Origin of the sequence: Streptomyces sp. NPDC006235 (assembly GCF_040613735.1) — a bacterium.
Classification (GTDB): Bacteria; Actinomycetota; Actinomycetes; order Streptomycetales; family Streptomycetaceae; genus Streptomyces.
The window spans coordinates 71,802-89,878 of sequence record NZ_JBEXSR010000017.1 but is presented as its reverse complement, the minus strand read 5'-3'; the positions used below and the strand labels follow the sequence as shown (position 1 = coordinate 89,878).

Genomic DNA, 18,077 nt, shown 5'->3' with positions numbered 1-18,077 from the left:
GCCTGGCCTACGGGATCCAGCTCCCGGTCCAGTCCCAGAGCACGATCTACGCCGAGCCCTGGGAAGCCGCCGCCGGGCCCGAGGACCTGCTCGCCGTGGCCCGCGCCGCCGACCGGGCCGGCTTCGCCTACCTGGCGTGCTGCGACCACGTCGCCATCCCGCGCCGGCTCGCGTCCGCGATGAGCACGGTCTGGTACGACCCGGTCGCCACCCTCGCCTTCCTCGCGGCGGCCACCGAGCGGACCCGGCTGCTCAGTCACGTCGCCGTGGTGGGGCTGCGGCATCCGCTGCTCAGCGCCAAGCAGTACGCCACCCTCGACCACCTGTCCGGCGGGCGGCTGATCCTCGGGGTCGGGGCGGGGCACGTGCGGGAGGAGTTCGAGGCGCTGGGGGCCGACTTCGAGCGGCGCGGTGCCGTGCTGGACGAGTCGATCGACGCCCTGCGTGCCGCCCTCGGGCCGGAGGAGTTCCCCGGACACCACGGCAAGTTCTACGACTTCGAGGGGCTCGGGCAGCGGCCCCGCCCGGCGCAGGACCGGGTCCCGGTCTGGGTCGGCGGGTCCTCGCCGGCCGCCCTGCGACGGGCGGCGCTCAAGGGCGACGGCTGGCTGCCGCAGGGCGACCCGAGGGACGTGCTGCCGGACCGGATCGCGCGGATACGGCGGCTCAGGGAAGAGGCCGGGATCGAGGGGCCGTTCACGGTCGGGGCCATCGCCGAGCCCCTGTACGTCGGGGCGGCGGGCTGGGACGTCGGGCGGCGGACGGTCGGCGGGCCCGCCGAAGCGGTCGCCGAGTCGCTGCGGGCCTACCGCGCGATGGGAGTGGACCAGGTGCAGGTGCGGTTCCGCAGCCGGAGCCGGGCCGAACTCGTCGAGCAGATCGAGCAGTTCGGGGAGGAGGTCGCGCCGCTGCTGCCGTAAGCGCGTTCCTTGAAAGCTTGAACATGTCCACGCCGATCTCCGTATGTACGGACGTACGGACACGTACGGACTCGTACGGCTTCGGCGGAAGGACACAATGACGTGCGCACTTCCCGGAAACTCTCCGTCGCCCTCGCCTGCCCGGAGGGCCCCTGGCCGCATCCCGACTGGCCGGCCCCGGACGACCCGTACGTCGAACGCGCGGTGAGCCTGCGCCCGCCCCCGCCCTTCCGTGTCCCGGGCGGCGTCGACGTCGTCGTCCTGCGCTGCGCCGAACCGGTCGACGGACTGCGGCAGTTGCGGGCCGACGGCGTGCCGGTGATCGTGATCGGGCCGGACCGGGACGCCGAGACCATCGTCGAGGTGTTCCGGGGCGGCGCCGGGTACCTGGTCGAGGGCGACTACTGCACCTGCATGCTCTCCTCGGCCGTCGTCGGGGCCACCATCGGGCACACCTACCTCTCCCCGGCGGCCTGCGCGGCCCTGCGCGAGGGGGCCCGGCGGGCGTCCACGCAGGACACGGCGCTGGAGCGGCTGCGCGGGCGGCTCTCCCCGCGCGAGCGGCAGATCATGGAGCTGCTGTCGACGGGGCTGGGCGCGCAGGAGATCGGGCTGCGGTTACGGCTGAGCGAGAAGACCGTCCGCAACAACCTCAGCAACATCTACGCCAAGCTGGACGCACGCGGCAGCACGGACGCGGTCCTGAGGTGGCTGGGAGCCGCGCCCGTGCTTCGCATCTGAGAACCTCGGGAAGCGGTTCTTCTACCCTGCCGGAATGTCCGACAGCGGGATCTCGACGTCGGTGACGTTCTGGCCGGCCTCACCGAATCCCGGTTCGGACCGCAGGGCGCGTGTGGAATTCTTCAGGCCCGACGCCTCGGGCGTTCCGCACTTGACGTTGCGCAGCCACAGCCGCCCGTCGGGGGTGCCGTTCTTCAGGACCTGCGGATAGAAGACGTGCACGCTCGTGGCGCCCTCGCTCGGGGAGAAGAAGACCGTGCCGCCGTCCTGCGCCTCCTTGTACGTGGCCTTGAGGTAGCCGCTCACGTCGGTGCGCTTCGCGGACCACATGAAGAACCCGACGCTGTCGGGCTGCACGGTGTCCGTCCTGCTGAACTGCAAGGTGGTCGTCTTGTCGTCACGCGTGATGTTGATCTCGGACGTGCTGAACTTCGCGCCGATCTCGAAGAAGGAATTGCCGAGTTTCGTGTCGGCGCCCGCGGTGAATCCGTCCTCCAGCTGAGTGGTCCTGGTGACGGACGTGCTCACGTTGAAGGTCTTCGAGGCGGTGCTCGTCGATCCGCAGTTGTCGGTCACCGCGGAGACGCGCTGGTTGGGACCGAGGTTGTTCCGCTTGAACTGGACGTCGACGAACTCGCAGTTCTCCAGCTTGTCGGAGTCCGCCGCGCAGTCGGAGGTCACTTCGGAGGGGGTGGCGGCACCCGCGGGATTCATCAGCGGCACCGCCACCGCGACGGCCGCGACCGGGGCCAGGGCGAGGGTGATGCGCTTCTTCTTGCTCCGGTGGCTTCTCGAGCGGCCGGTGCGTGTCATGGGGTTCTCCTGTGGGGGAAGGAAGGCTGCGGTTGTGGGGGAAGGAGGGCTGCGGTCGGTCGGCGGTCGCTCAGCAGTCGGTCAGTACGGCCTTGGAGGTGCCGTCCACGACACCCGGGGCACCGGCCGCCCCCGGCAGCACGACCGGGCCCTCGACGACCTCCGGTGCCACGAAGTTCTGTTCCGGAGTGGGATTGGTGACGGTCGTCGCCTCACGCGCGTCGATCCGCACCCGCCATTCGCCCGTCATGCGCTGCATCTTCGGCGTGAACTCCATGTGGAGGACCTTGCCGACGGGGACTTCCCGCTGTTCCGTGTCACCGGCGGTCGCCGACCTGACGGTCATGTCGAGGGTGCCCTTGTGCTTGACCCAGGACCCGCTCAGTGCCCCGAAGAGCCCTCCGGCGCCGCCCTGCTGGGTGGAGGTGTACTTGCCCTGGCCCTGCGCGGTCGTCGCCTGCCAGGTGACCGACACCTTCGCCGGTTCGGTGGCGCCGGGTTCGCAGTTCGGGAAGTCGATGGAGGCCTTTTCGGCCGGTCCGTCGAAGGTCTCGAACTTCGTCTCGACGAAATCGCAGTTGTCGGAGGCGAAACTCGGTCCGGCGATGGGGTGGCCGCCGAAATCGGAGATGGACTGCTGCCTTCCGTTGAGCACCTCGGCCCGCTCGCACATCGTCATGATCTGCTCGGGTGTCTTCTCGTCGGCGGCGTTCGCCGACGGCAGCAGCACCGTGGCCACGGCGCCACCGGTCACGAGAGCCGATCCGATCGCGACGATCCTGATCTTCCTGTTCTTCAGTCTTCTCTTGGCCATGGGCCCGATCCTGGAAGGTCCCGACCGGCCCCGACAGGGTCAAACATCCCTACTTGCGGGTTACGTGAGATTCGCCTCAGCAACGGCCAGGTCTTGCATCTGACGCCTCGTCAGGTATGTCGGTACGATGCCCAGTCCACCGTGTCCACCGCGCGAAGGGGGCTGCCATGGGCAAGCTCGACGGACGGGTCGTCATCATCACCGGAGCGGCGCGCGGCCAGGGCGAGCAGGAGGCCCGGTTGTTCGCCGCCGAGGGTGCCCGGGTGGTCGTCGCGGACGTCCTCGACGACCGGGGCGAGGCCCTCGCGAAGGAGATCGGCGCCCGGTACGTCCATCTCGACGTCGGCCGGGAGGACGACTGGCGGGCGGCCGTCACCGCCGCCGAGGAGGCGTACGGCCGGGTCGACGGGCTGGTCAACAACGCCGGCATCCTCCGCTTCAACTCCCTCCTCGACACACCCCTCGACGAGTTCATGCGGGTCGTCCAGGTCAACCAGGTGGGCTGCTTCCTCGGCATCAGGGCCGTCGCGCCCGGCATGGCCGACGGGGGCACGATCGTCAACACCGCCTCGTACACCGGTCTGACGGGCATGGCGGCGGTGGGCGCGTACGCGGCGAGCAAGCACGCCGTGGTCGGGCTGACCCGGGTCGCCGCGCTGGAGCTGGCCGGGCGGGGGATACGCGTCAACGCCGTCTGCCCGGGCGCGATCGACACCGCGATGTCCAACCCGGCCCGGCTGGACCCGGCCGCCGACGCGGAGGAGACGGCCAGGGGGCTCGACCGGCTGTACCGCAAGCTCGTGCCGCTGGGGCGGGTCGGGCGGCCGGAGGAGGTGGCGCGGCTCGCCCTGTTCCTGTCGTGCGAGGACTCCTCCTACATCACCGGGCAGCCGTTCGTGATCGACGGGGGCTGGCTGGCGGGAGTGAGTGTCATCTGATCCGTCGGCAGTGGCCTGACGGCCCGTCAGCTATTGACGCTCCCGGGGAGCGGTGGAACAGTCGGAGCCATGCATCTGACGGTCCGTCAGAACCGACGCGTGGGGCGGTGAATCTCCTTGGAATTCGGGGTCTTCGTACAGGGATACGTGGGCAAACGGGCCGAGACCGACCCGCTCGCCGAACACAAGGCGCTGATGGAGGAGACCGAGTACGTCATCCAGGCCGACAAGTCGGGCTTCAAGTACGCCTGGGCCTCCGAACACCACTTCCTGGAGGAGTACTCGCACCTGTCCGCCAACGACGTCTTCCTCGGGTACCTGGCACACGCCACGGAACGGATCCACCTGGGCTCGGGCATCTTCAACCCGCTCGCCCCGGTCAACCACCCCGTGAAGGTCGCCGAGAAGGTCGCCATGCTCGACCACCTCAGCGAGGGACGCTTCGAGTTCGGCAGCGGGCGGGGTGCCGGCTCGCACGAGATCCTGGGGTTCATGCCGGGCGTGACCGACATGAACCACACCAAGGAGATCTGGGAAGAGACCATCGCCGAGTTCCCCAAGATGTGGCTCCAGGACGAGTACGTCGGCTTCCAGGGCAAGCACTGGTCGCTGCCACCGAGGAAGATCCTGCCGAAGCCGTACGGCGGCTCCCACCCGGCGATGTGGTACGCGGCCGGGTCGCCGCCGTCGTACGCCATGGCCGCGAAGAAGGGGCTCGGCGTGCTCGGCTTCAGCGTGCAGAAGGTCTCCGACATGGAGTGGGTGCTGGAGCAGTACAAGACGGCGATCGTGGACGCCGAGCCGGTCGGTGACTTCGTCAACGACAACGTGATGGTGACGACGACGGCGATTTGCGCGCCGACGCACGAGGAGGCGGTGCGGATCGCGGCGAACGGGCAGCTGCACTATCTGCCGTCGCTGGTGTTCCGGTACCACGACACGTTCCCGCGGCCCGAGGGGTTTCCGGTGTGGCCGGAGACGCTGCCGGAGTACACCGAGGAGTTGGTGGAGGTTCTCATCGAGGAGGAGCTGCTGATCTGCGGCGATCCGGACGAGGTGCTCACGCAGTGCAAGCGGTGGGAGCAGGCGGGGGCGGACCAGTTGAGTTTCGGGCTGCCGGTGGGGGTGCCGAAGGAGGAGACCCTGCAGACGATTCGGCTGGTCGGGGAGCATGTGATTCCCAAGATCGATACGGATCCTGTGCATCGGACTTCGCGGTTCCGGAGGGGTGCCTGAGCGTCGTTGGCGGGTGCGGCGTGCGTTGTGGCTGGTCGCGCAGTTCCCCGCGCCCCTGAAGGGCGATCATCTCAAGGGAGTTGAGGGCTCATGCTCGATCACGTCATCAAGGGTGTGACCGTGGTGGACGGGACCGGTGCGCCCGCCTGTACCGCCGACGTGGGCATACGGGACGGGCGTGTCGCCGTCATCGGTGAAGTGACTCAGGAGGCGCGCACAAGCGAGGACGCCACCGGCCTCGTCCTCACCCCCGGCTTCGTCGACCCCCACACGCACTACGACGCCCAGCTCTTCTGGGATCCGTACGCCACGCCCTCCCTCAACCACGGGGTCACCACCGTCGCCGGCGGGAACTGTGGGTTCACCCTCGCGCCGCTGCACCCGGACCGGCCCGGGGACGCCGACTACACGCGGCGGATGATGTCGAAGGTCGAGGGCATGTCGCTGGTGGCGCTGGAGGAGGGGGCGCCCTGGAACTGGCATTCCTTCGGGGAGTACCTGGACGCCCTGGAGGGTCGGATCGCCGTCAACGCCGGGTTCATGGTGGGGCACTGTGCGCTGCGGCGGTACGTGATGGGTCCGCAGGCCATCGGCGGACAGCCGACCGGGGAGCAGCTGGCGGCGATGGTCCGGCTGTTGCGGGAGTCCATGGACGCCGGGGCCTGGGGGCTGTCCACCACCCAGTCGACCAGCCACTCAGACGGCGACGGGAAACCGGTCGCCTCCCGGCACGCCGGACCGGCCGAGCTGCTGGCGCTGTCGCGGGCCGTCGGGGAGCACGAGGGCACGCAGATCGAGGCCATCGTCGCGGGCTGCCTCGACCAGTTCAGCGACGCGGAGATCGACCTGTTCGTGGAGATGAGCGCGGCAGCCGGGCGGCCGCTGAACTGGAACGTCCTGACCATCGACGCGGCCGTGCCCGAGCGGGTGCCCCGGCAGCTCCTGGCGAGCGAGCAGGCGCGCAAGGCGGGCGGCCGGGTCGTGGCGCTGACCATGCCGATCCTCACGCCGATGAACATGTCGCTGGGGACCTTCTGCGCGCTGAACCTGATCCCCGGGTGGGGGCCGATCCTGGGGCTGCCCGTGCCCGAGCGGATCGAGAAGCTGCGCGACCCGGACGTACGGGACGAGATGCTGCGGCGCGCCCGGTCCAAGGAGGCGGGCGTCTTCCGGCGGCTGGCGAACTTCGGGCGGTACGTCATCGGCGACACCTACAGCGAGGCGAACGCCGGGCTGACCGGGCGCGTGGTCGAGGACATCGCCGAGGAGCGCGGCCAGGAGCCCTTCACGTGCCTGGTGGAGATCTGCGCCAACGACGATCTGCGCACGGTGCTGTGGCCGATGCCGCCCGACAACGACCCGGCGTCCTGGGCGCTGCGGGCGGAGACCTGGCGGCACGAGGACGTGCTGCTCGGCGGATCCGACGCGGGCGCGCATCTGGACCGGATGTGCGGGGCGCCGTACACGACCCGGTTCCTCGGGGACTGTCTGCGCGGCCGGAAGCTGGTCGGTCTGGAGCAGGCCGTGAAGATGCTGACCGACGACCCGGCCCGGCTCTTCGGCCTGCGGCAGCGCGGGCAGGTGCGGGAGGGCTGGCACGCCGACCTCGTCCTGTTCGACCCGGAGCGGATCGACGCCGGCCCGGCCACCCTGGTGCACGACCTGCCGGGGGACAGCCCGCGGCTGGACTCCCGGGCGCTGGGCGTGCGGGCCGTGTGGGTCAACGGGGTCGAGGCGATCCGGGACGACGTGGTGACGGGTGCCGTGCCGGGGCGGGTGCTGCGCTCCGGCCGGGACACGGAGACGGTGAGCACGAGGTGACGGCCCGGCAGTCACTCTTCGTCGGCGGCTCCTGGGTGGAGCCGGACGGCGGCCACTACGAGGTGATCGACCCGGCGACCGAGCAGACCGTCGGGCGGGCGCCGGAGGCCTCGCGGGATCAGGTGCACGCGGCCTGCGCCGCGGCCCGCGAGGCCTTCGGGCCGTGGTCGGCCACGCCCGCGGAGGAGCGGGCCGCGGTCCTGGCCCGCGCCGCGGACATCATCCGGGACCGCCTCGTGCCGTACGCCGAGCTGGCCCGGGCGGAGACGGGCGCGACCACGGGCACCGCACGCGGCATGCAGGTCGGGGTCGCCGCCGCCCGCTTCCGTCGCTACGCGCGCGTGGAGCCCGCCGAGTGGCCGATCCCGCCGCAGATCAACGAGGCCGGGCCGATGGGGCGGGCGGGCGTCATGGGCGCACTCGCCGTCCGCCAGCCCGTCGGGGTCGTCACGTGCATCACCTCGTACAACAACCCCTGGGCCAACCCGGCCGGCAAGATCGCCCCCGCCCTGGCGATGGGCAACACGGTCGTGGTGAAGCCGGCACCCCAGGATCCCCTGTCGGTGTACCGGATGGCGGAGGCGCTGGAGGCCGCCGGTGTACCGCGCGGCGTGGTGAACGTGGTCAGCGGTGCGCGGACCGAGGCCGGCGAGGCGGCCGTGGACTCACCGGACGTCGACATGGTCAGCTTCACCGGCTCCACGGCGGTCGGGCAGCGCATCGCCGAGGTGTGCGGGCGCGGCATGAAGCGGCAGTTGATGGAGCTGGGCGGAAAGGGCGCGGCGATCGTCCTCGACGACGCCGACCTCGGCTCGGCGGTCGCCGGCATCGGCACGACATTCTCCTTCTACAGCGGCCAGATCTGCACGGCACCGACCCGGGTGCTGGCGCAGCGGGGCATCTATGACCGCCTGGTCGAGCAACTGGCCGCGTACGCGCGCCGGTTGAAGGTGGGCGACCCTCGCGAGCCGGACACGGTGGTCGGCCCGGTGATCTCGGCGACGCACCGGGACCGGGTGGAGTCGTACGTCGAACTGGGCCGGAAGGAAGGCGCGACGGTCGTCACGGGCGGCGACCGCCCCGCCCTGCCGACCGGCTTCTACGTCACCCCGACCCTCCTCGCCGACTGCACCAACGACATGCGCGTGGCGCGCGAGGAGATCTTCGGCCCGGTCGTGGTCGTCATCCCCTTCGACGACGAGGAGGAGGGCGTGGCCCTGGCCAACGACACCGACTACGGCCTCATCGACTACGTCTGGTCGGGCGACGTGGCCAGGGCCTTCCGGCTGGCCCGGCGTCTGCGGGCGGGCGGGGTCGGGATCAACACCGTGGGCCGCAACATGGAGGCCCCCTTCGGCGGCTTCAAGAAGAGCGGCGTCGGCAGGGACGTCGGCTCGTACGCCCTGCACGCGTACAGCGAGGTGCAGGCGATCGTGTGGCCGGGGTGAGGCCCGCGCGCCAGGGCGTGGTCAGTCCGTCAGATCCACCCGCACCGTCAGCAGATCCGTCCCGAACGCCCGCACGCCCAGGCCGTTGACCTTCGGCAGCCGCCGCAGCCGCGCCACCGGGTCGTCGTCCGGCAGCAGATGCGCGACCCCGGTGTGCCACCGCCCCCGGATCCGCACCCGCACCCGCGGATCGGCCCTGATGTTGCGCACGTACTGCGACCGCTCGCCGAACTCCGACACCAGCCAGAAGGAGTCACCGACGCGGCGACCGCCCACCGGGGTGCGGCGGGGCAGGCCCGAGACACGGCCGTTCGTCTCCAGAACGGTCTGGAGGGGAAGGCGCCGCATGAGCGGGTTGACGCGGCGCTGGAAGGACGTGGCGGCCCGGAACCTCAGGTCGGCGACGCGGGACATCGTCGGGGGTCTCCTTGTCTGCCCGGTGGACGGGGTGCGGCCCTCGGATCACGCGGCGGTCCTGGCCGACCTGGCGTAGGAGAGCAGGGCGCGGAATGCGGTGTGGCTGGTGGTGATGATGACCCGGGGCGGGTCGGGGCGGTCGGTTATGTGGACGGAGCCGGGGCTGACGGATATGTGGACGCAGGCGTCGCCTTCCTGGCAGTAGGACGACTTCTGCCAGCGGTGCGGGGACATGTCGGCTCCCTTACAGGTTCTGGGCGATGGAGTGGATCAGATCCCGGGACTTTTCTGGACTGAGTGCGGTGGCTTCCACGATGTCGAGCAGGTTCCGGTACTTCTCCAGGAGGGCCTCGGCGTCGAGGAGGGCCGGGCCGTGGAACTGGTCGAGTTGAGCGGTGTCGAGTTGCGGCACGGCGCCGTACAGGTAGTTGATCGACTGACCGGCCCCGGGGAACGCGCCGACGTCGTACGGAAGCACGCGGATCGTGATGTGCTCGCGTTCACTCATGTCGAGCAAGTGCTGCAACTGGGCACGCGCCACGTTCCGGCCGCCGACGCGCATGTGCAGGGCAGCCTCGTGCACGGTCGTCCCGTACGGAGTCGGATGGTCCCCGTACAGCACTCCCTGCCGTTTGATCCGGTGGGAGACGCGGTGCTCGACCTCGGGCGGTGTCGGTGAGGGGATGACGTGCCGGAAGATCTCACGCGCATGATCGGCGGTCTGGAGCAAACCCGGCATGTGGGAGGTGTACGCCGTGCGTAGGGCGATGGCGTGGTGCTCCAGTTCGGCCAGGTCGAGGAGCCCTGATGGCAGTACTTCGCGATACGACTCCCACCAGCCGAACGTCTTGTCGGTCGCCATGTCGACCAGTGCCTCGATGAACCCCTGGTCCGCGCAGGAGTAGATGCGGGCCAGAGCCCGGATGCGCTCGGGGCTCACCCCGAAGCGTCCCGACTCCACGTTGCTGAGCTGACCTTGGCTCGTGCCGAGCGCACGTGCGGCCTCGGTCGCCGTCATGCCCGCACGTTCGCGCATCTTGCGCAGCTCCACGGCGAGCCGGAGGCGGCGGGCCGTCAGAGGCGGTCTTGCGGGCATGTGAACGCCTCCTGGACATACGTTCCGTCGCAAGTCACCCACACGAAGGGAAGTTGGCCGAAGTATCTCCGGATCGCGCAAATGTCATTTGTCGAGGCCCTATCTTCCTCCTCAGGCGCCCCGCCTGGAAGCGCACCGTGGGACGCCACGGCAGAGACACCAGGCACCCGTCCAGCTCCCCTCAGCCCGGAGACTTCCGATGGCCACCGTATCCCCGTCCTGGAACTACACCCTGCACCTGCCGCACGATCCACGCGCACCCGGCATCGCACGCGGCACCCTCAGACTCATTCTCGCCGCTCACGACATGCCCGAACTCGTCCCGACGGCGGAACTCCTGGCCGCCGAACTGCTGGCGAACTCGCACTGCCACACCAAGGGGCCGTACGCCCTCCGCGTCCGCTCGGCGGATCCCGGCCGACTCCGTGTGGCCGTATGGGACACGGATCCGCGCGTCCCGCCCGGATTCTCCACTGAAAGGGCCGCCGCACCCCCACCGGACGCCGAGCACGGCCGCGGCCTCCCCCTGGTGCGCGCCTGCGCGGACGCGTGGGGCGCCTCGGTGTTCCGCGAGCTGGGCGCGTCGAAGGGCGGCAAACTGCTGTGGGCCGAGTGCGGGGGCGGGGCGGCGGCGTGGTGAGTGGGGCTGTGCGGGCCGTGGTCTCACTGACGCCCGAGAAAGATCGGGTTGGTGAACGCCGCCAGCGCCCCCGGCACCGGACCCGCCGCCGCCTCGTGCCGCAGTTCCGCCCGTACGTACGCCGCGTACGACGGCGTCGTCCGCCACTCGACGGCACCCGAGCCGGACACCGGCAGCGGGGCGCTCGTGTGCAGCACGCCCTGGTCGGTGACGAAGCGGACCGTGCAGCGTGGGGCGCCCGTGACCTCCAGGCGGACGGTGACCGGGGTGTCGCGGTCCACCCGCAACCGCTCGCCGATGCCCGCGTGTGCGCCGCGCCCGCCGGACGCCCGGAACGACAGCTCGACCTTGGCGGACTCGGCGACGTACGACCGTCCCGCCCGGATGCCCTCCTGGATGGCCTGCCGGGTCAGGTCGTCGGCCAGGACGACCGTCTGGGGGTGCCCGACGGCGTCCGGGTCGCGGTGGGCGTCGCTGCTGCCCATCGCCGGGATCCAGTCGCGCCCGTCCCGCACCGACGCCACCAGCATGCTGTCCCAGTCGGCGAGGGTCACCTCGTCGTCGGGCGTGTAGGGGCCGTTCCACACCTCGACCGCGTCCGCCTCGCCGAAGCCGAACTTCCAGTTGCAGCCGACGCACGTGGCGTGCGGGTGGGCCGGGACGACCAGGCCTCCGGCCCGGCGGATGCGGTGGGCGAAACGGCCGAAGCGGTTGTCGCGGGCCCGGTAGCGCCAGTCGACGAAGGTGCCCGGGTCGGTGCCGAGGGCGACGACGTGGCCGTTGCGTGTCGTGACCTCCTCGCCCAGCATGACCAGCAGGTCGTCCCCGGCCACGTTCGACCAATGGGCGTGCGCCGAGTGGGTGTTGTGCTCGGAGGAGTTGATGAAGTCCAGGCCCGCCGCCCGCGCCAGCGCCCCGATCTCCGCGGGAGTGCGGCGGCCGTCGGAGTACCAGGAGTGCAGGTGGCAGTCGCCCCGGTACCAGGCACGGCCCCGGCCCCTGGCCCGGTCCGGCGGGTACACCGGCCGGACGGTCTCACCCGGCTCGCCGTACGTCAGCGTGATCGTGATCTCGTACGACAGGCCCTGCGGGGCGACCGTGTACGGGCCGAGCGCGATGTGCCAGGTGCCCTCGCGCACCGGGCCCGGAATGTAGCCGGGCGTCGCCTCGTCCGCGCGGATGAAGAAGTCCGTGCGCGCCCCGCCCGACCAGCCCCTGAAGCCCCGGCCGCCGAGCTCGGTGCCGCGGTCGTCGAAGATGCCGATGTCGAGGGCGTTGCCGGTCGTGCCGGCCGGGACGGACGGGCGGTCGTAGGTGTAGGCGACCTTGAGCTCCCGGACACCGGCCGGGACCTCGACGGGCACGTACACGAAGTCGGGGGAGCCGGGCGGCAGGGTGCCGCGCACCGTTCTGCTCTCCTGGTCCCCGTCGGCCGCTGCGGCGAAGCTCACGCTTCCCAAGGTAAGCGCGGCGGCCGCTCCCGTCACGAACAGAGCGCGCCGGCCGAGCCCGCCGTGGTGGTCCTCGCACATGTTGCTGCTCCCCAGGTGTCGTCCGCTGACATGGCATGGGTGGTGCGGGGGTGGTGCGGTGCAATCCTTGTATTGAGCCGTGAACCGGCGTGCAAGGGAAGGGAATCCGGGGGCGGGAAACAGCCGAACAACGTCGCGTCGGCACCTGTCGATGCCGACCGGTCGGTATCGACAGCCCCGTGCCCCTCAGGTACAGATAGCTCATGCGCATCGCCGTGACGATCTTCCTCACCGACGAGACGATCTCCCCGACCCGGCTCGCACGCGAGCTGGAGGACCGTGGTTTCGACGGGCTGTACCTGCCCGAGCACACGCACATCCCCGTCGAGCGGACCACGCCGTACCCGGCGGGCGGCGAGCTGCCGCGCGAGTACGGCCGTACGCTCGATCCCTTCGTGGCGCTCGGCCAGGCCGCCGCCGTCACCGAGCGGCTCGGGCTCGGCACGGGCATCACGCTCGTCGCCCAGCACGACCCGATCGACCTGGCCAAGCAGGTCGCGACCGTAGACCACCTGTCCGGGGGCCGGTTCACGCTCGGCGTCGGCTTCGGCTGGAACGTCGAGGAGGCCGCCGACCACGGCGTGACGTGGCGCACCCGGCGCGAGCTGGTGCGGGACCGGATGGCGCTGATGCGGGCGCTGTGGTCACCGGAACCGGTCGCGTACGAGGGGGAGTTCGGCAGCGTCCGGGCCAGTGACGCGTACCCCAAGCCGGTCCGGACGCCGCGTGGCCCGGTCGTCGGCCCGCGCACGCTCCTCGGCGGGGCGGCGGGGCCGAAGCTGTTCGCCCATGTCTGCGAGTACGCCGACGGCTGGCTGCCCATCGGCGGGCGCGGTCTTGCCGAGTCCCTGCCGCTGCTGCGCACCGCGTGGACCGACGCGGGCCGCGACCCCGAAGCCCTGCACGTCGTCCCGTACGCCGTCCACCCCACCCCGGGCAAGCTCGCGCACTACGCGGACCTGGGCATCGAGGAGGTCGTGGCGCAACTGCCGCCGGCGGGGGAGGCGGAGGTGCTGAAGGCACTCGACGCGCTCACGCGATATCTTCCGGGTACCTGATCTTCCAGGTATCTGACAACTCGCCGAGCTGACCACTCGGTCCGGACACAGGGGGAGAGCACGGCGTCATGAGGCTTGCCTGGTTATCGTGGCTCGCGCGGCATTTCACCGAATATGGCTACAGTCAAGGGCTGTTGCGCGCCTCGATCGGCACATCGGCCGTGCTGGTGACCGCCGCGCTGGTCTGGTTCGGCCTGCAGCACCGCAACAGGCCCTTCGCCGTGGCCCTCAGCGGTCTCGTGTCCGCCCTGGGTATCGGGTGGCTGGCCTTCCACTGACGGGGTCCGGCCGAGTTGATCAGCGCGATCGTATGCTCGAAGGATGACGACTTCCGCGACCCCCGGAACCGGCCCCACCGAGAACTCCATGCGTCGCGCCCTGAAACGGGCCAGGGACGGCGTCTCCCTCGACGTCGCCGAGGCGGCCGTCCTGCTCCAGGCCCGGGGCGCGCACCTGGAGGACCTGGCTGCCTCGGCGGCCCGGGTGCGGGACGCGGGGCTGGAGGCGGCCGGCCGGCCCGGCGTCATCACGTACTCCAAGAGCGTCTTCATCCCGCTCACCCGGCTGTGCCGGGACAAGTGCCACTACTGCACGTTCGTCACCGTCCCCGGCAAGCTGCGCCGGGAGGGCCACGGGATGTTCATGTCCCCCGACGAGGTGCTGGACATCGCCCGCAAGGGCGCGGCCCTGGGCTGCAAGGAAGCCCTCATCACCCTCGGCGACAAGCCCGAGGACCGCTGGCCGGAGGCGCGCGAGTGGCTCGACGCGCACGGCTACGACGACACCATCGCCTACGTCCGCGCCATCTCCATCCGCATCCTGGAGGAGACGGGCCTGCTGCCCCATCTGAACCCGGGCGTCATGAGCTGGACCGACTTCCAGCGGCTGAAGCCCGTCGCCCCCAGCATGGGCATGATGCTGGAGACGACCGCGACCCGCCTCTGGTCGGAGCCGGGCGGCCCCCACTACGGCTCCCCCGACAAGGAACCGGCTGTCCGCCTGCGCGTCCTGGAGGACGCGGGCCGCTCCTCCGTGCCGTTCACCTCCGGGCTGCTCATAGGCATCGGCGAGACCTACGAGGAGCGCGCCGAGTCCCTGTTCGCGCTGCGGAAGGTCTCCCGGGCCTACCACGGCGTCCAGGAGCTGATCATCCAGAACTTCCGCGCCAAGCCGGACACCGCGATGCGCGGCATGCCGGACGCGGAACTGGACGAACTGGTCGCCACGGTGGCCGTCGCCCGGCTCCTCATGGGCCCGAGCGGCTGCATCCAGGCCCCGCCCAACCTCGTCGACGACGAGTACGAGCGGCTGATCGGCGCCGGTATCGACGACTGGGGCGGGGTGTCCCCGCTGACCATCGACCACGTCAACCCCGAGCGCCCCTGGCCGCAGATCGACCAGCTCGCCGAGAAGTCCCGCGTGGCCGGTTTCGAACTTCGGGAACGGCTGTGCGTGTACCCGGAGTTCGTCCGGCGCGGCGAGCCATGGCTGGACCCGCGGTTGCGCCCGCACGTGGCCGCGCTGGCCGACCCGGAGACCGGCCTCGCCCGCCCGGAGGCCCTTCCCGAGGGCCTGCCGTGGCAGGAGCCGGAGGAGGTCTTCGTCGCGTCCGGCCGCACGGATCTGCACTCCTCGATCGACAGCGAGGGCCGCAGCTCGGACCGCCGGGACGACTTCGACGAGGTGTACGGGGACTGGGGCGCCCTGCGGGAGGCGGCCGCCCCGGGCATGGCACCGGAGCGCATCGACACCGACGTACGGCAGGCCCTGCGCACGGCGGCCGACGACCCCACGAAGCTCACCGACGACGAGGCGCTGGCCCTGCTGCACGCGGACGGCCCGGCCCTGGACGCCCTCGCGCGGATCGCCGACGACGTCCGCCGGTCGGTCGTCGGTGACGACGTCACCTACATCGTCACCCGCAACATCAACTTCACCAACGTCTGTTACACGGGCTGCCGTTTCTGCGCCTTCGCCCAGCGCCGCACCGACGCCGACGCCTACACCCTGTCCCTGGACCAGGTCGCCGACCGGGCCCAGCAGGCCTGGGACGTCGGCGCGGTGGAGGTCTGCATGCAGGGCGGCATCCACCCGGACCTGCCCGGCACGGCGTACTTCGACATCGCGCGGGCGGTGAAGGAACGCGTCCCCGGCATGCACGTGCACGCCTTCTCGCCGATGGAGGTGGTCAACGGCGCGACCCGCACCGGCATGTCCGTCCGGGAGTGGCTGACGGCGGCCAAGGAGGCCGGCCTGGACACCATCCCGGGCACGGCCGCCGAGATCCTCGACGACGAGGTCCGCTGGATCCTGACCAAGGGCAAGCTGCCCGCGGCCGACTGGATCGACGTCGTGACGACGGCCCACGAGCTGGGCATCCGCTCGTCCTCGACGATGATGTACGGCCATGTCGACCAGCCCCGGCACTGGCTCGGCCACCTGCGCACCCTCGCGGGCATCCAGCAGCGCACGGGCGGCTTCACCGAGTTCGTGACGCTGCCGTTCGTGCACACCAACGCGCCCGTGTACCTCGCGGGCATCGCCCGCCCCGGCCCGACCATGCGGGACAACCGCGCGGTCACGGCCATGGCCCGGCTCCTGCTGCACCCGTACATCCCCAACATCCAGACCAGCTGGGTGAAGCTGGGCACCGAGGGCGCGGCCGAGATGCTCCGCTCCGGCGCCAACGACCTCGGCGGGACGCTCATGGAGGAGACCATCTCCCGGATGGCGGGCTCCTCCTACGGCTCGTACAAGTCGGTCAAGGACCTCATCGCGGTGGCCGACGCCGCGGGCCGCCCGGCGAAGCCCCGCAACACCCTGTACGGAGAGGTCCCGCAGGAGCGCCAGCGGGCGGCGGAGGCGTCGGACGGGCGTCTGCCGGAGTTGTTGCCGGTGTTGGACTGAGTGGCCGACGGTCTACGGGCCCCCGGCGTCGGCCGGCTGGTGCGCCGTCACGGTGGGGGTGGGCCGTGGCGGCGGGGCCTGGGGTGGCGGTGCCGCCGCGCCGCGGTCGGGTCGAGGGCGTGGGCGCGAGGCCGTCCGGCCCGTGTGGCGAAGCCACCGGAACGCCCTGCTGGGGGAGGTCCCGCGGGAGCGCCAGCGGGCGGCGGAGGCGTCGGACGGGCGTCTGCCGGAGTTGTTGCCGGTGCTGGACTGAGTTACCGGCCAGGACCTACCGGCCCCCGGCGTCCGCCGCCTGTTCTGCCCTCACGACACGGTCGGGCGCGGCGCCGGGGCTCTTCGGCGGTGGGAGAGCCGTGCCCCGGCCCAGCCAGAGCAGGAGCAGGCCGAGCGTGCAGGCGATCGCCGGCCAGTAGACGTAACGGAAGTCCGTCGCGGGCATGATCGGCAGATAGCCGAGGATGTAGGCCGCCGAGCTGATGCCCAGTGCCCGGACCGGCATCGAGAACCGGCCGTTGCCCGGGCGGATGGCCAGCACCAGCGCGACGGCGAGCCAGAACCACCCGCGGAACAGCCACGGCACGTCCGTCACCATGCCCTTGACGTACGTGCCGAGCATGTCCTCCAGCCGGGGATGCGCCACCTCGAGGCCCATGTCGTTGCGGCTGATCCCCGCTTTGTACGGATCGTCGGTCTCGAACAGCAGGGTCGTGAAGAGCCGCAGCCGGTACTGGAGATAGTCCGGCACATGCCCGCTCATCTCGCGCAGCCACAGGGACGTGATCTCCCCCGAGTCCCCGCGCAGCCCGTCCGCGGGGCGTTCGTAGCAGGCCCAGTAGGCGTCCGACAGGGCCCCGACGCGCTCGCACTCCTGCGCGGAGGCCACGAGCCGGTCCCTGAGACCGGGTGGCACGTCCGCCGTCCGGAGCTCGTCCGCCTTCAGTACGTGGACCAGGTCGTCGAGCATGATCTGTGCGGCCTGTTTCGTCCCGAGAGGCCGCGCGAACAGGGAGATGGCGGCGCTCGGTACGACCAGGGCGGCCACGAGCGCCGCCGTGCACGTCACCCACGTACGGCGTCCGGGAGCGCGCCACAGGGCGAGGACCAGCATGACGAAGACGGGGAGCGCGGCGAAGAAGGCGTTCTTGCGCACCAGCATGGCGTACGCGAGGAACAGCACGCCCAGCCCGAGCAGCCCCCACCGCACGGCGGGACGAGGAGGCCGGTCGTCCCGCAGCCGCAGCCCGGTGAGCGCGACCGCGCACGCGGCGAGCAGTGCGACCGCCGCGTGGACGTCCTTCCACACCACCCCGACGAACGTCAGCACGAAGGGAGCCAGACCGAGGCCGAGCACGGCGAGCGAACCGCCGCGGCTCGCGGTCAGCTCCCAGACGCACCAGGCCAGCACCCAGAGCGCTCCCCAGAAGAGAACGGCCTGGAGGACGAGCATGGACGTGATCGAGCCGGTCACCGCGATGAGCGCACGCCACACCAGGCTCAGCACGGGCGGGTGCCAGTCGGTCAGGGGCGTCTTCCCCTCGGCCTGCCGGAGCTGGTCGAGGCTGTCGGGACTCAGGTAGCCGGGGGCGAACACGAGGATCGTGCCCAGGCAGCAGACCGCGGCGACGGCGGCCAGCCCCCAGACCCAGCGCTGCGCACGCGGCAGCCAAGGCATTTGTCCCATATGCCGGATGCTAGC

17 protein-coding genes are annotated in these 18,077 nt (G+C 71.1%); 10 read left to right on the top strand and 7 right to left on the bottom strand.

All coding sequences use genetic code 11. The features are described from left to right. The first annotated feature begins 2 nt into the window (after positions 1–2). Together ABZ192_RS21240 and ABZ192_RS21235 are read left to right on the top strand one after the other, a co-directional pair. The gene (locus tag ABZ192_RS21240) at positions 3–920 is read left to right on the top strand and encodes a TIGR03619 family F420-dependent LLM class oxidoreductase (protein WP_356926050.1); all 918 of its coding nucleotides are present in this window, start codon (positions 3–5) and stop codon (positions 918–920) included. Between the two features lie 102 nt (positions 921–1,022). Continuing rightward, positions 1,023–1,661: a response regulator transcription factor gene (locus ABZ192_RS21235; protein ID WP_356925991.1), complete on the top strand. Its 639-nt coding sequence runs from the start codon at positions 1,023–1,025 to the stop codon at positions 1,659–1,661. A gap of 21 nt (positions 1,662–1,682) precedes the next feature. Here ABZ192_RS21235 and ABZ192_RS21230 read toward each other — a convergent pair whose 3' ends face one another. Together ABZ192_RS21230 and ABZ192_RS21225 are read right to left on the bottom strand one after the other, a co-directional pair. After that, positions 1,683–2,474: a hypothetical protein gene (locus ABZ192_RS21230; protein WP_356925990.1), complete on the bottom strand. Its 792-nt coding sequence runs from the start codon at positions 2,472–2,474 to the stop codon at positions 1,683–1,685. Between the two features lie 70 nt (positions 2,475–2,544). Then, positions 2,545–3,288, bottom strand: a complete 744-nt coding sequence (locus tag ABZ192_RS21225) for a hypothetical protein (RefSeq protein WP_356925989.1) — start codon at positions 3,286–3,288, stop codon at positions 2,545–2,547. A 167-nt stretch (positions 3,289–3,455) separates the two neighbouring features. On the opposite strand from ABZ192_RS21225, the gene ABZ192_RS21220 reads away from it, so the two are divergent. From ABZ192_RS21220 to ABZ192_RS21205, 4 genes are all read left to right on the top strand, one after another. Then, positions 3,456–4,226 (top strand): glucose 1-dehydrogenase, encoded by a 771-nt coding sequence (locus tag ABZ192_RS21220; RefSeq protein WP_356925988.1) that lies wholly within the window; start codon positions 3,456–3,458, stop codon positions 4,224–4,226. A 117-nt stretch (positions 4,227–4,343) separates the two neighbouring features. Continuing rightward, complete coding sequence (locus ABZ192_RS21215) at positions 4,344–5,462, top strand: LLM class flavin-dependent oxidoreductase (RefSeq protein WP_356925987.1); 1,119 nt, start codon at positions 4,344–4,346, stop codon at positions 5,460–5,462. Positions 5,463–5,552: 90 nt separating this feature from the next. Further along, positions 5,553–7,283, top strand: a complete 1,731-nt coding sequence (locus tag ABZ192_RS21210) for a D-aminoacylase (protein ID WP_356925986.1) — start codon at positions 5,553–5,555, stop codon at positions 7,281–7,283. Continuing rightward, positions 7,280–8,731 carry an aldehyde dehydrogenase family protein gene (locus ABZ192_RS21205; RefSeq protein WP_356925985.1) on the top strand — a complete coding sequence of 484 codons (1,452 nt, stop codon included), beginning with the start codon at positions 7,280–7,282 and terminating at the stop codon, positions 8,729–8,731. Before ABZ192_RS21210 ends, ABZ192_RS21205 begins: the two co-directional genes overlap by 4 nt. A 21-nt stretch (positions 8,732–8,752) precedes the next feature. Here the strand turns inward: ABZ192_RS21205 and ABZ192_RS21200 are convergent, their stop codons facing one another. The 3 genes from ABZ192_RS21200 to ABZ192_RS21190 are packed head-to-tail and all read right to left on the bottom strand — an operon-like array spanning position 8,753 to position 10,244. Next, positions 8,753–9,145 carry a nitroreductase/quinone reductase family protein gene (locus ABZ192_RS21200; RefSeq protein ID WP_356925984.1) on the bottom strand — a complete coding sequence of 131 codons (393 nt, stop codon included), beginning with the start codon at positions 9,143–9,145 and terminating at the stop codon, positions 8,753–8,755. Between the two features lie 48 nt (positions 9,146–9,193). Next, positions 9,194–9,382, bottom strand: a complete 189-nt coding sequence (locus ABZ192_RS21195) for a DUF397 domain-containing protein (RefSeq protein ID WP_356925983.1) — start codon at positions 9,380–9,382, stop codon at positions 9,194–9,196. A gap of 10 nt (positions 9,383–9,392) precedes the next feature. Next, a complete protein-coding gene (locus ABZ192_RS21190) occupies positions 9,393–10,244 on the bottom strand; it encodes a helix-turn-helix transcriptional regulator (protein WP_356925982.1) in 852 nt (283 codons plus the stop codon). 199 nt (positions 10,245–10,443) lie between these two features. Here ABZ192_RS21190 and ABZ192_RS21185 point away from each other — a divergent pair, with 199 nt between their 5' ends. Continuing rightward, entirely contained in the window at positions 10,444–10,884 is a 441-nt protein-coding gene (locus ABZ192_RS21185) for an ATP-binding protein (RefSeq protein WP_356925981.1), read from the top strand. 23 nt (positions 10,885–10,907) lie between these two features. On the opposite strand, the gene ABZ192_RS21180 is transcribed toward ABZ192_RS21185, so the two are convergent. Then, positions 10,908–12,416: a CehA/McbA family metallohydrolase gene (locus tag ABZ192_RS21180; RefSeq protein ID WP_356925980.1), complete on the bottom strand. Its 1,509-nt coding sequence runs from the start codon at positions 12,414–12,416 to the stop codon at positions 10,908–10,910. A gap of 203 nt (positions 12,417–12,619) precedes the next feature. On the opposite strand from ABZ192_RS21180, the gene ABZ192_RS21175 reads away from it, so the two are divergent. The 3 genes from ABZ192_RS21175 (at position 12,620) to ABZ192_RS21165 (ending at position 16,381) form a co-directional block, all read left to right on the top strand. Next, complete coding sequence (locus tag ABZ192_RS21175) at positions 12,620–13,474, top strand: LLM class F420-dependent oxidoreductase (protein ID WP_356925979.1); 855 nt, start codon at positions 12,620–12,622, stop codon at positions 13,472–13,474. Positions 13,475–13,542: 68 nt separating this feature from the next. Next, a complete protein-coding gene (locus ABZ192_RS21170) occupies positions 13,543–13,752 on the top strand; it encodes a hypothetical protein (protein WP_020275131.1) in 210 nt (69 codons plus the stop codon). A gap of 43 nt (positions 13,753–13,795) precedes the next feature. Further along, a complete protein-coding gene (locus tag ABZ192_RS21165; protein WP_356925978.1) occupies positions 13,796–16,381 on the top strand; it encodes a bifunctional FO biosynthesis protein CofGH in 2,586 nt (861 codons plus the stop codon). Positions 16,382–16,649: 268 nt separating this feature from the next. On the opposite strand, the gene ABZ192_RS21160 is transcribed toward ABZ192_RS21165, so the two are convergent. Then, positions 16,650–18,053, bottom strand: a complete 1,404-nt coding sequence (locus ABZ192_RS21160) for a hypothetical protein (RefSeq protein ID WP_356926049.1) — start codon at positions 18,051–18,053, stop codon at positions 16,650–16,652. Between the last annotated feature and the right edge of the window lie 24 nt (positions 18,054–18,077).

What these genes read in the sequence shown, in the direction of transcription:
- ABZ192_RS21230 (WP_356925990.1), bottom strand. Translation starts at nt 2,474, where the DNA reads ATGACACGCACCGGCCGCTCGAGAAGCCACCGGAGCAAGAAGAAGCGC.
- ABZ192_RS21225 (WP_356925989.1), bottom strand. Translation starts at nt 3,288, where the DNA reads ATGGCCAAGAGAAGACTGAAGAACAGGAAGATCAGGATCGTCGCGATC.
- ABZ192_RS21220 (WP_356925988.1), top strand. Translation starts at nt 3,456, where the DNA reads ATGGGCAAGCTCGACGGACGGGTCGTCATCATCACCGGAGCGGCGCGC.
- ABZ192_RS21210 (WP_356925986.1), top strand. Translation starts at nt 5,553, where the DNA reads ATGCTCGATCACGTCATCAAGGGTGTGACCGTGGTGGACGGGACCGGT.
- ABZ192_RS21200 (WP_356925984.1), bottom strand. Translation starts at nt 9,145, where the DNA reads ATGTCCCGCGTCGCCGACCTGAGGTTCCGGGCCGCCACGTCCTTCCAG.
- ABZ192_RS21195 (WP_356925983.1), bottom strand. Translation starts at nt 9,382, where the DNA reads ATGTCCCCGCACCGCTGGCAGAAGTCGTCCTACTGCCAGGAAGGCGAC.
- ABZ192_RS21190 (WP_356925982.1), bottom strand. Translation starts at nt 10,244, where the DNA reads ATGCCCGCAAGACCGCCTCTGACGGCCCGCCGCCTCCGGCTCGCCGTG.
- ABZ192_RS21185 (WP_356925981.1), top strand. Translation starts at nt 10,444, where the DNA reads ATGGCCACCGTATCCCCGTCCTGGAACTACACCCTGCACCTGCCGCAC.
- ABZ192_RS21180 (WP_356925980.1), bottom strand. Translation starts at nt 12,416, where the DNA reads ATGTGCGAGGACCACCACGGCGGGCTCGGCCGGCGCGCTCTGTTCGTG.
- ABZ192_RS21175 (WP_356925979.1), top strand. Translation starts at nt 12,620, where the DNA reads ATGCGCATCGCCGTGACGATCTTCCTCACCGACGAGACGATCTCCCCG.
- ABZ192_RS21170 (WP_020275131.1), top strand. Translation starts at nt 13,543, where the DNA reads ATGAGGCTTGCCTGGTTATCGTGGCTCGCGCGGCATTTCACCGAATAT.
- ABZ192_RS21165 (WP_356925978.1), top strand. Translation starts at nt 13,796, where the DNA reads ATGACGACTTCCGCGACCCCCGGAACCGGCCCCACCGAGAACTCCATG.
- ABZ192_RS21160 (WP_356926049.1), bottom strand. Translation starts at nt 18,053, where the DNA reads ATGCCTTGGCTGCCGCGTGCGCAGCGCTGGGTCTGGGGGCTGGCCGCC.